General features: G+C 68.0%; 8 protein-coding genes. 2 read left to right on the forward strand and 6 right to left on the reverse strand.

Annotated features, from left to right (window positions below):
- Nucleotides 1-82 precede the first annotated feature (82 nt).
- Complete coding sequence (locus CFB81_RS33705; protein ID WP_089438016.1) at nucleotides 83-4027, reverse strand: YadA-like family protein; 3945 nt, start codon at nucleotides 4025-4027, stop codon at nucleotides 83-85.
- 1472 nt (nucleotides 4028-5499) lie between these two features.
- On the opposite strand from CFB81_RS33705, the gene CFB81_RS33715 reads away from it, so the two are divergent.
- Both CFB81_RS33715 and CFB81_RS33720 read left to right on the forward strand, forming a co-directional pair.
- Nucleotides 5500-6333, forward strand: a complete 834-nt coding sequence (locus tag CFB81_RS33715) for a response regulator (protein ID WP_069619856.1) — start codon at nucleotides 5500-5502, stop codon at nucleotides 6331-6333.
- Nucleotides 6326-8677 carry a sensor histidine kinase gene (locus CFB81_RS33720; RefSeq protein ID WP_089438017.1) on the forward strand — a complete coding sequence of 784 codons (2352 nt, stop codon included), beginning with the start codon at nucleotides 6326-6328 and terminating at the stop codon, nucleotides 8675-8677. The genes CFB81_RS33715 and CFB81_RS33720 overlap by 8 nt, the downstream gene beginning before the upstream one ends.
- Nucleotides 8678-8726: 49 nt before the next feature.
- Here the strand turns inward: CFB81_RS33720 and CFB81_RS33725 are convergent, their stop codons facing one another.
- The 5 genes from CFB81_RS33725 to CFB81_RS33745 are packed head-to-tail and all read right to left on the reverse strand — an operon-like array spanning nucleotide 8727 to nucleotide 13710.
- Nucleotides 8727-9014: a hypothetical protein gene (locus CFB81_RS33725; RefSeq protein ID WP_069620105.1), complete on the reverse strand. Its 288-nt coding sequence runs from the start codon at nucleotides 9012-9014 to the stop codon at nucleotides 8727-8729.
- 33 nt (nucleotides 9015-9047) lie between these two features.
- A complete protein-coding gene (gene yjfF / locus CFB81_RS33730) occupies nucleotides 9048-10136 on the reverse strand; it encodes a galactofuranose ABC transporter, permease protein YjfF (protein ID WP_089438018.1) in 1089 nt (362 codons plus the stop codon).
- Complete coding sequence (locus CFB81_RS33735; protein ID WP_069619853.1) at nucleotides 10133-11176, reverse strand: ABC transporter permease; 1044 nt, start codon at nucleotides 11174-11176, stop codon at nucleotides 10133-10135. The genes yjfF and CFB81_RS33735 overlap by 4 nt, the downstream gene beginning before the upstream one ends.
- Entirely contained in the window at nucleotides 11173-12687 is a 1515-nt protein-coding gene (locus tag CFB81_RS33740; RefSeq protein ID WP_089438019.1) for a sugar ABC transporter ATP-binding protein, read from the reverse strand. Before CFB81_RS33740 ends, CFB81_RS33735 begins: the two co-directional genes overlap by 4 nt.
- Before the next feature lie 60 nt (nucleotides 12688-12747).
- A complete protein-coding gene (locus CFB81_RS33745; RefSeq protein WP_006482235.1) occupies nucleotides 12748-13710 on the reverse strand; it encodes an ABC transporter substrate-binding protein in 963 nt (320 codons plus the stop codon).
- Nucleotides 13711-13844 lie beyond the last annotated feature (134 nt).

The raw sequence follows: 13844 nt of genomic DNA on the forward strand, positions 1-13844 counted from the left end.
ATGACGCGGCCGCACGCGCGTGCGTTTGCTTTCGGCGCGGCCCGCTCCGGCAACTCGTGCCGGAACGAACCGCTGCCCGCGATCACTTCCACTGATACAGCATGCCCGCGCCGACGACGCGCTGGCTGCCGGCGAAACCGCCGTTCACCGTCGCCTTCAGGTTCTCCGTGATGCGCGCCTGCACGCCGACCGCCATGGCCTTCTGGCCCTGGAACGTCGCCGTGCCGACCCCCATCGCGAAGTTCGAATCGCGGTCCATGTGCGGAATCGATGCCAGGGCGGCGGTCGCGGCGATCCCCTCGCGGGCCATCGAATCGGTCTGCTGAATCTGCTGCTGCATCTGCGTGAGCTGGTTGTTGACCGTGTTCAGCGACTGCGTGAACTGGTTCGATACCGCGTTGAGCTGGTTCACGTTCACCGCGTCGGTGCCCTGCGTGCCGGCCGCGACGTTCACGACCTGCCGCGGCGAATCCCCCGAGCCGACCGCGACGACGTTCGAGCGCCCGCCGTCGTTGCTGCCCGCGCCGAGTGCCGTCGAGTTGTTGCCCGATGCGGTCGACCCCACGCCGATCGCGGTCGAGCCGTTGCCGGACGCCGTCGAACTATTGCCGACCGCCGTGCTGTTCGAGCCCGACGCGACCGCCCCCGAGCCGCCCGCCGACGAATTCGAACCGCTCGCCCCCGGCGGCACGTTGCCGCCGGTCGGGTTCGTCGTGTACTGCCCGCCGAGGTTGGTCGTGCGCTGGTCGATCAGCGTCGTCAGCTGGTTCGCGACCGAATCGAGCTGCGAGACGTTCACCGCGTCCGTGCCGTTCCTGCCGGCGGCCAGCCCGGTGATCTGCCGGTTGCCGACGTTGATTTCGCCGGCCGACGACTGCGGGCTGCTCAGCCCGTACGCGACGTAGTTCGTCAGCGCGCCGACCGTAGTGAGCGAACCGGCACCCAACGCCACGCTGTTCGCGAACGTCGCCGAGGCCCCTGCGCCGAGCGCGAGCGCGTCGGTCGCGCTGCCGCGCGCCCCCGAGCCGAGCGCGACGCTGCCCACGCTGACCGCAACCGCATTCGCCCCCTGTGCGACCGACTGCGCGCCGGTCGCCGTCGCGCCGCTGCCCAGCGCGATCGCATCGGCCTGCGCGGAACTCGCCGCCTGCCCGATCGCGATCCCGCCCGGCGCGGTCTGGTCGACGATCGCGCCGTTGCCGATGCCCACGCCGTTGTCGCCGTTGACGACCGTCGTCGGTCCGACCGCGACCGATTCCGCGCCGACCGCGAGCGAATCGCCCGCCGTCGAATTCGCGTGGAAGTACTTCTGGCCCGTGACCGCGAACGACTGCAGCGCGCCGGTCAGCTGCCGCACGGTCACCGCATCCTGCTGGCCGGTGCCGTCGGCGACGTTGGTGATCTGGCGATACGTCCGGTTCGTCGCATCGCCAACCGAAACTGCGCCGAGCAGCGTCTGGTCGGTCGTGTCGAACGGGATCGACGCACTGCCGTTGCGGATGATGCCGGACGCGGGCGCCGTCGCGCGGTCGGCCACCGAGCCGGAGCCGAGCGCGATGCTGCCGTCCACCCGCGAGATCGCGTTCGGGCCGATCGCGACGCTGTCCAGGCCGCGCGCCTGGCTGTCCGGCGCGGTCGAGTTCGCGTGGAAGTACTTGATGCCGTTCGCGTTGATGTTGTCGATCGCGGAGCCGACGTTGTTGTTGATGGTGGTCGAGCCGTCACTGTTGTACGTCACGTACGACGGCGCGGAGATGGTGCCGGTGGTCGGATCGTAGGTGGCGCCGCCGCCGATCGCGCCGGCCGTGCTGTTGCCGAGGTTAGTGTTGTTGTTCGTGATCGAGCTCAGGCCGGTCGACAATGAACTGATGCCGGTCGACGTGGCGGTAGACAGCGAGGTCAGGTTGCTGTTGGTCGAACTCAGGCCGGTGGACAGCGAGCCGACGACTGTCGACGTCGACGTGGACAGCGACGTGATCGTGCTGTTGGTCGAGCTCAAGCCGGTGGACAGCGAACCGACGACCGTCGAGGTCGACGTGGACAGCGACGTCAGGTTGCTGTTGGTCGAACTCAAACCGGTGGACAACGAACCGACGACCGTCGACGTCGACGTGGACAGCGACGTCAGATTGCTGTTGGTCGAGCTCAGGCCGGTGGACAGCGAACCGACGGCCGTCGACGTCGACGTGGACAGCGACGTGATCGTGCTGTTGGTCGAACTCAAACCGGTGGACAACGAACCGATGCCGGTCGACGTAGACGTGGACAACGACGTGATGCTCGACGCCGTCGACGTCGACAGCGAATCGAGCGCCGTGTTCGTCGCGGCGAGTTGCGAACCGTTGATCGCGTCCGTGCTCGCCGAACTGATCCGCCCGGCCGCGACGTTGGTGATCTGGCGCTCGCTGCCCGCTTTCCCGACGCTGACGACGCTGGTCGGGTTGATGCCGTTGAAGGTGTACGTGGCGCCGCCGATGACCGCGCTGGCCGTCGGATTCGGCGCGGCCGTCGTCGATCCCGAGCCGAGCGCGACATCGTTTGCGTTGTTGGCCACGGCAGACGCACCGAACGCGACCGCCCCCGCCGCCGCTGCCGTCGACGTATTGCCCAGCGCCAGCGAACCCGTGCCCTGCGCATTGTTGGTATTGCCGATCGCCACCGCGCCGTCGCCGTTCGCGGTGTTGTTCGACCCCATCGTGACCGCGCCGGTACCGATCGCGGTGCTCGGATCGCCGATCGCGACCGCGCCGTCGCCACTCACCGTCTGGCCGAAACCGAGCGCGACGGCGCCCGTGCCGCCCAGCACCTTCGAGCCATAGCCGCCCGCGACCGACCCCGCACCCGCTGCCGCGGCAACCGAGTTGGAATCGCCGATCGCCACGGTCGAGGTCGCCGCCGCGACGCTGTTGATGCCGACCGCCGTCGCGTTCGTGGCCGACGCGGTCGCACCGGGTCCCAGCGCGCTGGCGGACACGCCGGTCGCGAGCGACAGATTGCCGAGCGCGGTCGCGAACTGCTGCGTCGCGGTCGACTGCACGCCCATCGCGATCGAACTGACGCCCGACGCGTTGGCGTTCAGGCCGAATGCCAGCGCATTGTCCGCGCCGGCCGACGTGTTCGAGCCCATCGCGATCGAGCTCGTGCCGAGCGACTGCGTGCCCGACCCCGGCACGCCGGCGGTGCCGCCCCAGCCGATCGCGATCGACGCGGTGCCCTTCGCGCCGCTGTTGACGCCCATCGCGACGCCGGAATTACCGGTCGTCAGTGCCCCGCTGCCGACGGCCACGCCGGCCGCGCCCGTACTCGTCGCCTGGTTCCCGACCGCGACCGCGCCGGTGTCGGTCGCATGCGCCGCATAGCCGAGCGCCACGCTCTGCGCGCCGGCCGCGCTCGCGCCGAGACCCAGCGCTGCAGCGTACTGGCCGGATGCCAACGCGTTGTTGCCGAGCCCGACGGCGGAAACGCCGGTCGCCGCCGCACCGCTGCCCATCGCGACCGAGCCGCTTTGGGTCGCGCTCGACAGGTTGCCGATCGCGACCGAGTAGGCGCCGGAACCGATCGCCTGCACGCCGAGCGCTGAACTGTTGACGCCGGTCGCCTGCGAGTTGATGCCGACGGACGTCGAACCATCGCCCATCGCATGCGCGCCCGGGCCCAGCGCGGTGGCCGACAACCCCTGCGCTGTCGACAGGTTGCCCAGCGCAGTGGAATTCTCTTGCGCGGCAGTCGAACCGAGGCCGATCGAGATCGCCGTCGTGCCGCCCGACGCGGTACCGCCATCCGGCGCGTACTGCGCATGTGCACTCGCATGGAACAACCCGAGGCAAGCGGTCGCCGTCAGCACGGCCAGTCTCAGTACCGAAGGCGCCGACGGCATGCCCTCGTGCGTTGCGGCTTCTCCGTGCGCGGTGCATTCCGACGCACGCCTCGACGACGCCACGCGCTTGCCGCGCGCCCGGTCAAGCTCCGAAGCCGCAACCCAGGCTCCCAATGCTTCGTTCCAGATCGACTTGAACGACTTGTTCATCTTGTATTCCCTCGGTTCTGTGCTGGATGACGCAACAGCGAACGCGGCGTCAGGCGACGCGCGGACCTTCTCCGCTTTCGCCTGTCTCGCGACGCCTCCCCTCTCACTTCGTATTACTAATAAAAATTACGAACAGCGTTGCCCGACACGCTCGACTCACGTCGCGAGTGCACGACCGATCGCCGCGCATGCCCGTTCGGCACGATGCGCAACAGCAATCGCCGTTTATCGATTCATGGAAGTCGACATCGCCTACCCGCCGGCGACACGACGCACGACGCGTCGCGAATCCGCACGCGCGCGCACCGTCGCACCCGCCGAAGGGCGACTTCGAATTTCACTGGAAAAGCGTCGTTCGGACGCTGGACGAACGGACGCCGGCCCGCACCGCGGGCGGCCCGTCATGTTTCATTCAGGCGGCGAAAGGCGCCACGCCGTCCCCGGGTCTGAAGGATGCGCCGCCGGATCGCTGACGCTGACAGCCGGCGCCGGGTCTATCGACCCGATGCCCTGACCCGCCATGCTTGTCGTATTCATATTTTTCGTATCCGCCTGATTCGATAGCGCGCCACGCGCGACCTCCGGATCGATCCATCCGCCCGGCGGCCCACGCGAAGTCACTCACCCCTTTCCGTCCGGCGGCGTCCGGCTTTTCCGGATCTCCGGAAAAAACCGGCCACTCACCGAACGACCCCGGCATCGAATTAATCGATCGAATTTTCGTGACGATTTCTTCTCGCCCGATGCCTCACACCCAGACCAACCCCGTCATTTCGCGACTCATCTTGTTTATCTGTGAATTTCGCGGATGATGACGTTTTCATTACCCTCGTGCCTGTTATCGTTTTGTAATCGACCGCACAGCCCGTTGGAATGCCATCAATCGATGTGACATTGAATATTGGCTACCCATGAAGCGACGGCGATAGCAATTTTCATGGCGCCCGGACACATCCAGAAAACCGATTCCAGCCGCTCTGGAGCTAGTGTGCCGATATTCGTCCAAACAAACCTTTTCTGCAGCGGAAAAATCCTTTTCCGGAGCGGACGGCTTTTACATTCATACACATCAAAATGAAAAATCCGATTTTTCGGAAAGACGAATACCGGCCCGTATTCGGCCAGAACTCGATATACCGACAAGGAATCGGTGGATTCTATTTACAGCATCACCATCGAATTCGACATTATTTGCATGAATTCATCATTCGGGCCATTTCCATTCCAGCCGTCATTTAACCGGAAATAAAGACCGGAATTTTATAAATCGATTCGGCACATTTTTCCGACTCATTTTCCCGACGAACGGACGACACCGCCGCGCCCCCGCGACGCCGCTGCGACAAGCCCCCACGCGCCGCACGGAATCCTCACTATCGACGCGGCTGTCGACATATAATTTTTTGCAATAATCGTACAGATTGCGATGCCTCCGACCTGACACGCCACTCCTTTCCAACGCGTTCGCAACCATGTCATCCCGCCTGTCCAGTTCGGCGTCGCCACGCACCACGCCGGATCTCGCCGGCGCCCATATTCTGATCGTCGACGACCGCCCGAACGACCTGCGGCTCCTGACCGAAATCCTGCGCACCGCGCAGTGCCGGATCAGCGTCGCGTTCGACGGGCTGCAGGCCTACCACCGCGCGCAGGCCATCGCGCCCGACCTGATCCTGATGGACGTCCGCATGCCGCGCATGGACGGTTTCGCCGCGAGCCGGCTGCTGGCGTCGACGCCGTCGACGCAATCCATTCCGGTGATCATCCTGACGGCCGCGGGCGATCTCGAGGATCGGATCGCGGGGCTCGAAACGGGTGCGATCGACTACATCATCAAGCCGTTCGAACCGGCGGAAGTCATCGCGCGCATCCGCAATCACCTGAAGCGGGTGCGGCGCAGCCAGCCGTTCGCGCACCTGCCCGAACTGCCCGACAACCCCGACGCGGCGCTCGTGCGCGCGGCGAGCGACGTGCTGCTGCGCGACCTGCGCCATCCGCCGGCCCTCGAAGATCTCGCGAAGCAGGTCGGCACGCACGAAAAGCGGCTGTCGCGCGTGTTCCGCGATCATCTCGGCCAGACCGTATTCGAGTACCTGCGCGACACGCGGCTGCGCGCCGCGATGCACTTCCTGTCGGAAACGTCGATGGGGATCGGCGACATCGCCGAGGAAATCGGCTTCTCCACCCCCGGCAATTTCGCGACGGCGTTTCGCGAACGCTTCGGCATCACGCCGTCCGACTGGCGACGCCAGCGCCACGCGGTCGACGCGCCGGCCGCGCCGGGCGGGCGCCACGGCGATGCGTAGGCGCTACGCGGCATGGGCGGCGGGAGATCGTGCGTTTCGCGCGTTGCTCCTGCTTCTGGCGGCGCTGGCCGCGACGTGCGCGACGGCGCGTGCCGCTACCGCGCCGAATCCCGCGCCACTCGAAGCCGTATCGGTTTTCGAAGACGCCGGCAAGACGCTGTCGGCCGACGCGGTCGCCGCCCGGCTCGCCGACCCGGCCCGCCACGCGGCCGCTGCCTCCCCTCCCGTGTTCAACGTGTCGTTTTCGCGCTCGGCCTGGTGGGTTCGCGCGACGCTGGTCAACCGCGACAGCGAGACACGCCCGCTGGTGCTCGCGATTCGCGACGCGCGCGTCGACCGCGCCGACTTCTATGTCGACCGGCACGGCCAATGGACGCTCGAGCGCAGCTTCCCGACCGACCGCGGCGACGCGCTCGATGCGCCGTCGCGCTACCCGACTCTCGACGTCACGCTGCGCGCGGGCGAACAACTCCCCGTGCTGATCCGCATCACGTCGCGCAAGGAAATGCGGCTTGCGCCGGCCGCGTTCACCCGCGACGCGTGGATTGCGCAGGAACTGCACGCGTCGATGTGGAACTTCGGGTTCTTCGGCGGGCTGCTCGCCCTCGTCTGGTGTGCGCTGCTGATCGGCTTTTTCTCGCGCAGCGGCGTGTTCCACGTGCTGGCCGCGCTGACCCTGAACACCGCGCTGTTCGAAGCGGCGTACCGCGGCTATCTCGCGATGCTCCTGTCGCCCGGCGCGCGCGAGTGGTCGACGCGCGGCGAAACGATCTTCGTGTACCTGTCCGTCGCGTGCTTCATCGCCTTCATCCTGATGGTCTCGCATCGCGAGAAGGCGAACATCCCGATGCGCGCGGTGTACGTGGTGTTTCTCGCGCTCGAATGCGCGGGGATGACCGGCGCGGCGTTCGGCGATCTGGCGACCTTCGCCCGGTTCTGCCTGTGGCTGAACACCGTGCTCGCGCTCGTCAACATCAGCCTCGCGCTGATGCTCGTGATCCGGCGCACCCCGACGGCCCGCGTGATGCTGATCGCGGTCGGGTTCGCGACGTTCAACATGCTGATCCGCATACTCGACGGCCGGGATGCGTTGCCGTCCGTGCTGTCGTGGATCCACTCGGACGTCTTTCCGAACCCCGTCATCGCGATCATCGGGCTGGCGACGCACCTGCTGGTGCTGGCCGCGTGGATCCACCACGTGGGCCGGCAGCGCACCGAGGCACGCAAGCGGCTCGAACACTGGCAGCTCACCGAGCAGGACCGGCTGCGCGACGAGGTCGCGCGGCGCACGGTGGCGCTCAACGAAGCGTTGCAGCAGTCGAAGACGCACATGCAGCAGAAGATCGAGACGCTCGGCTATGTCAGCCACGACCTGCGCGCGCCGCTGTCGACGATCAACGGCTATGCGAAGCTGCTGCTGCAAGGCGCGACGCGCGGGCAGGCGCGGCTGATCCGGTCGATCGACCGCAGCATCCGCTACCAGCTCGCGCTGATCGACGAATTGCTCGCGTTCACGAAGGCCGAACTCCAGCCGCTCGGCGTCGCGCCCGATCGCACCGACCTGCCCGGGCTGCTGGACGACATCGGCCACTACGCGGCCGCGCTGTGCGAGCAGCAGCACAACCGGTTCGTCTATCGGCCGGTCACGGCGCTGCCGCGCACGGTGCTGATCGACGGCATTCGCCTGCAACAGGTATTGCTGAACCTGCTGTCGAACGCATCGAAATTCACGCGCGACGGCACGGTCGCGCTGTCGGTTCACGCGTCGCGCGAAGGCGATGCATGGCGCCTGCTGTTCGAGGTCGCCGATACGGGCATCGGCATCGACATCGCCGCGACCGATGACATCTTCCGCGCGTACCAGCAGGTGCAGGCGGTGAACGGCGGCACCGGGCTCGGCCTGTTCATCGCGCAGCGCATCGTCGCCGCGATGGGCGGCGAGCTGGCCGTCGCGAGCCAGCCGGGCGTCGGCACGACGTTCTCGTTCGCCGTCGTCGCGCCGGCCCTCGGCCATGCGCTCGCGCCGGCGTCGGGGCTCGTCAGGCGGTTCGATCCCGCCGTCGAAGCGGAACCGGCCAGCGCCGCGCCCGCGATGCGCTGCCCGCCCGCCGACGCGCTCGCCGAATTGATCGCGCTCGCCGGCGAGGGCCGGCTGACCGATATCGAGGAATGGCTCGGCCAGTATGCCGACGAGCCGGACCATGCGCCGTTCGCGCAGGAAGTGCGCGCGCACCTCGATGCGCTGGACTTGCATGCGATCGAAAAACTGGCCGGCTCGCTGAAACGGACGCGCGTCGCGGATACGTCGTTCGACACCGAGGCGGACACGACCGGGCCGGCCTGACGGCGCGGACGCGGGCGGGCGGCATGCGACCGGCATGCGGCCGCGCGCATCATTCCACCGCGGTTCCCTCACGCTGCCGATCGGCCCGCTCGACCACGCGGGCCAGCCGAATGATGTCGGTCAAGCCGAATTCGCCGGCATCCGGGCGCGGGCGGCCATGCTCGTCGGCCACGCGCATCGCGAACGCCAGCGCTTCCGAGCGCTCGCGCAGCAGCACCCGCAGCGCGTCGGCCACGATCCGGCAATCGCGCGCGTCGCCCAGGTCGAGCAGCGGCCGACGGCCATGCTCGACGGCCAGCGCATCGGCCATGCCCGTTGTCAGATCATCGCGCTTCATCATGTTCTCCTCGCGCAAGGGGGGGCGGTCGAACTACGACCGCCGCATCGTCGATACCAGCGCGATGTCCTCTTCGGGCGGCGCCGGCCGCGCGGCGGCGGCGGCCTGCGTCGGCCGCCGCGCACCGAGCCCGGTGCCGCCGGTGCGGCGCCGCGTCGCGTGCCGCTCGATGACCCGCTGCAGCACGCAGAACACGCACAGCAGCGCGCCGATCACGATCCGCGTCCACCACGAACTCAGCGTGCCGTCGAACGTGATCAGCACCTGGATCGTGCCAAGGATGCCGACGCCGAACACCGAGCCGATCACGTAACCCACGCCGCCCGTGAGCAGCGTGCCGCCGATCACGGTCGCGGCGATCGCGTCGAGCTCCATCCCCTGCGCCTGCAGCCCGTAGCCCGACAGCACGTACAGCGTGAACACCACGCCGCCGAGCGCCGAACAGAAGCCGCTCAGCGCATAGACGCCGATCTTCGTGCGCGCGACCGGCAAGCCCATCAGCAGCGCCGAGCGCTCGTTGCCGCCAACCGCATACACGTTGCGGCCGAAGCGCGTGAAATGCGCGACGTAGATCGCGACGGCCAGCGTCGCGAGCGCGATCAGCGCACCGGCGCTCAGCATGCCGCCGCCTAGCGGCACGCTGATGCCCGCGATCGCATGGAACGCCGGCGCGTTGATCGTGATCGACTGCGTCGTGATCAGGAAGCACGCGCCGCGCGCGAGAAACATCCCGGCGAGCGTGACGATGAACGGCTGCAGCCGGAAGTAGTGGATCAGCGCGCCCATCGCCGCGCCGTACAGCGCACCGAACGCGAGCACCAGCGGCACGATCACCCACACGGGCCAGTGCAGCCGTTCGGCGCCGACCGCGCAGAAGATCGTTGTCAGTGCAACGACCGAGCCGACCGACAGGTCGATGCCGCCCGACACGATCACGAACGTCATCCCGATCGCGACGATCAGCAGGAACGCGTTGTCGACGAGCAGCCCGGTCAGCACCTGCATCGAGAAAAAGCCCGTGTACATCACGGACCCGAAGCCGAACAGCACGGCGAACAGCACGATCGTCACGACGATCGGCAGCGTGCGCGGATCGGCGAGGCGGCCAAGAAAACGGGTCATCGCGGCGTCGCTCCGGTGGTGGTGGCGCGCGATCGCGCGGAAGGCAGCAGCCGCGACGCATGCCGCACGAGCAGCGCGCGCGCCGCGTCCGACTGGATCAGCGTCACGACGATCACGACGACCGCCTTGACGACGAGCGTCGCCTCCGGCGGCACGCCGATCGAATAGGTCGTGTAGGTGAGCGTCTGGATGATCAGCGCGCCGAGCACCGAGCCGGCGAGGCTGAAGCGGCCGCCGAGCAGCGACGTGCCGCCGAGCGTGACGGCGAGGATCGCGTCGAGTTCGAGCAGCAGGCCCGCGTTGTTGCCGTCGGCGCTGCGCACGTTCGAGCTCGCGAGAATGCCCGCGAGCGCGGACATCACGCCCGAGCACAGATACACGCCGAACACGATCGCGCCCGAGCGCAGCCCGACGAGCCGCGTCGCGACCGGGTTCACGCCGATCGCGCGAATGAACAGCCCGAGCGCCGTGCGGTTCACCAGCAGCGCGATCGCGCCGATCGTCGCAAGCGCGATCCACACCGCGCACGGCACGGTCGCGAGATAGCCGCCGCCAAGGGCGAGGTAGCCGGGCGCGCCGATCGGGATGATCTGGCCGCCCGTCAACAGTTGCGCGATGCCGCGCCCGGCCACCATCAAGATCAGCGTCGCGATGATCGGCTGCATTCCGACGAAGGCGACGAGCAGCCCGTTCCACGCGCCGGCCAGCAGCCCGACGCCGAGCGCGGCGGCCAGCGCCGTGCCGACTTGCGACGGGTCCGCCTCGAGCACGGTCGCGGCCGCCGCGCCGGCGATCGCGACGATCGCGCCGACCGAAATGTCGATCCCGCGCGTCGCGATCACGAGGGTCATGCCGAGCGACACGATCACGAGCGGCGCCGCGCGGTTCAGGATGTCGATCGGCGCGCCGAACAGATGGCCGTCGAGCAGCGCGATCGACAGGAAGCCCGGACGATGCGCGACGTCCAGCGCGAACAGCAGCGCGAGCGTCAGCACCGGCCACGCGAGCGAATGACGAAACAGCGTGCGTAGCCACGTCATGACTGGCCTCCCGCGATCAACCGGTAAACCTGCTCCTCCGACGCATCGGCGCCGCTCAGTTCCGCGACCTTGCGGCGGTCGCGCAGCACCGCGATCCGGTGGCTCACGCGCACGACCTCGCCGATCTCCGACGAGATGAACAGGATCGCGAGCCCCTGCGCGCACAGCGCGAGCACGCGCTCCATGATGTCGAACTTCGCGGCGACGTCGATGCCGCGCGTCGGCTCGTCGAGAATCAGCAGCTTCGGGTCCGTCGCGAGCCAGCGCGCGAGCAGCACCTTCTGCTGGTTGCCGCCCGACAGCAGCCCGATCGGCTGCTCCGCGTCGCGCGCCTTGATGCCGAGCCGGGCGATATACGTGTCGGCGATCTCGCGCTGGCGCGCCCGACCGATCAGCCGCCACCAGCCGCGCCGCGCCTGCAGCGCGAGCACGATGTTCTCGCGGATCGACAGCGCCGCGACGATGCCTTCCTTCTTGCGGTCCTCCGGGCAGTACGCGATGCCGTTGCGCACCGCGTCGTGCGGCGACGCGAGCCGCTTGCGCGCGCCGTCGATCTCGATCGCGCCGGTATCGGGGCGCGCGGCGGCGAACGCCAGTTGCGCGGTTTCGGTGCGACCCGAGCCGAGCAGCCCGGCCAGCCCGACGATCTCGCCGGGGCGCACGTCGAGATCGAGCGCGCTCATCATCCCGCGCCGGCCGACCTGCTGCATCGACAGGAACGGCGCATCGGCCGCGGCGGTGCGCTCGACCGCGGCGGCGCCGGCCTGCAACGTGTCGGACATGCGCTCGCGGCCAGTCATCTTCGCGACCAGCACGTCGACCGGCAGGTCGCGCGCGAGGTACTCGCCTTCGCGCTCGCCGTTGCGCATCACGGTGATCCGGTCGGACACCGCATAGGTCTGCTCGAGAAAATGCGTGACGAACAGGATCGCGATGCCCGACGCCTTCAGCCGGCGCAGCACGTCGAACAGCCGCGCGACCTCGCCGTCGTCGAGGCTCGACGTCGGCTCGTCGAGAATCAGCACGCGCGCGTCGACCGACACCGCCCGCGCGATCGCGACCATCTGCTGCACCGCGATCGGATACGAATCGAGCGAACGCGTGACGTCGAGCGCGAGGTCGAGTTCGGCGAGCGCGTCGCGCGCGCGTGCGTGGATCGTCTTCCAGTCGATCGCGCCGCGCCGCATCGGCTGCCGGCCCGCGAAGATGTTCTCCGCGACCGACAGGTTCGCGCACAGGTTCACTTCCTGGTAGAGCGTCTGGATCCCGGCCGCCTCGGCCTCGCGCGGCGCGGCGAAATTCACCGGCTCGCCGCCGACGCGAATCTCGCCCGCATCGTGCGCATGCACGCCGGTGAGCACGTTGATCAGCGTCGACTTGCCCGCGCCGTTCTGGCCCATCAGCGCGTGGATCTCGCCCGGAAACAGCCGGAAGTCCACGCGCTGCAGCGCGCTGACGCCCGGAAACGACTTGTCGATGCCGATCATCTCGACCACCGGCGGACTCTGCATGCATCCTCCCTCGAAGCGTCGCCGGGCGGTGGCCGCGAGGCCGCCGCCCGGGCGGACAGGTCAGTACTTGCGGGTCGGCAGCACCTGCGCCGCGACGTTCATCGGGAACACCGTCTCGTTGGTCACGATGCGCTTGGGCAACTGCTTGCCGGCGACCACGTCCTTCACCGCGGTCATCAATTGCGGGCCGAGCAGCGGGCTGCATTCGACGTCGACGTTGATCTTGCCCGCGACCATCGCCTGGAAGCCGCCCTTGGTCGCATCGAACGACACGACGCTCACGTCCTTGCCGGGCTTGATGCCGGCCTCTTCCATCGCCTGGATCGCGCCGAGCGCCATGTCGTCGTTGTGCGCGTAGACGACGTTGATCTGCTTGCCGTAGGTCTTCGCGAACGCTTCCATCACCTGCTTGCCGCCGGCGAGCGTGAAGTCGCCGCTCTGCGATGCGATCACCTTGAATTTCGGATTGTTCTTGATCACTTCGAGCAGGCCGGCGCGGCGGTCGTTGGCCGGCGCGGAGCCGACCGTGCCCTGCAGCTCGACGATGTTGATCGGGCCGGCGTCATTCTTGTAGCGCTCTTCGAGCCAGTGGCCCGCGCGCCGCCCTTCCTCGAGGAAGTCGGAGCCGATCATCGTCACGTACAGCGATGGGTCCTTCACGTCGACGCCGCGGTCGGTCAGGATCACCGGGATATGCGCGGCTTTCGCTTCGGTCAGCACCGGCTCCCAGCCCGATTCGACGACCGGCGAGAATGCGATCACGTCGACCTTCTGCGCGATGAACGAGCGGATCGCGCGAATCTGGTTCTCCTGTTTCTGCTGTGCGTCGGAAAACTTCAGGTTGATGCCGGCGTCCTTCGCCGCGCTCTTCACCGATACGGTGTTCGCGGTGCGCCATGCGCTTTCCGCGCCGACCTGCGAGAACCCGAGCGTGATCGGCTTTTGCTGCGCGTGCGCGCCGCCTGCCAGCACCGTCGCCGCGGCGACGATCGCGCCGGCCGCCAGCTTCCTGATGAATGTCATGGTCCGTCTCCGATGATGTCGTTGTGTGCCGCGGCGCTGTTGTGTTTCTGCGTGGCGCTGGCGCGGATCGGGCTGCGCCGGCCGGCGTGTCGTGCCGGCGCGGTATACAGGCCCCGCATCAGTGTAGGAACAAG

The sequence above is a fragment of the Burkholderia sp. AU28863 genome (assembly GCF_002223195.1).
GTDB lineage: Bacteria > Pseudomonadota > Gammaproteobacteria > Burkholderiales > Burkholderiaceae > Burkholderia > Burkholderia sola.

Excerpts from the sequence above, each read along its gene's own strand:
- CFB81_RS33725 (WP_069620105.1), bottom strand. The coding sequence starts at position 9,014 with ATGAAGCGCGATGATCTGACAACGGGCATGGCCGATGCGCTGGCCGTC.
- CFB81_RS33735 (WP_069619853.1), bottom strand. The coding sequence starts at position 11,176 with ATGACGTGGCTACGCACGCTGTTTCGTCATTCGCTCGCGTGGCCGGTG.
- CFB81_RS33715 (WP_069619856.1), top strand. The coding sequence starts at position 5,500 with ATGTCATCCCGCCTGTCCAGTTCGGCGTCGCCACGCACCACGCCGGAT.
- CFB81_RS33720 (WP_089438017.1), top strand. The coding sequence starts at position 6,326 with ATGCGTAGGCGCTACGCGGCATGGGCGGCGGGAGATCGTGCGTTTCGC.
- CFB81_RS33740 (WP_089438019.1), bottom strand. The coding sequence starts at position 12,687 with ATGCAGAGTCCGCCGGTGGTCGAGATGATCGGCATCGACAAGTCGTTT.
- yjfF (WP_089438018.1), bottom strand. The coding sequence starts at position 10,136 with ATGACCCGTTTTCTTGGCCGCCTCGCCGATCCGCGCACGCTGCCGATC.
- CFB81_RS33705 (WP_089438016.1), bottom strand. The coding sequence starts at position 4,027 with ATGAACAAGTCGTTCAAGTCGATCTGGAACGAAGCATTGGGAGCCTGG.
- CFB81_RS33745 (WP_006482235.1), bottom strand. The coding sequence starts at position 13,710 with ATGACATTCATCAGGAAGCTGGCGGCCGGCGCGATCGTCGCCGCGGCG.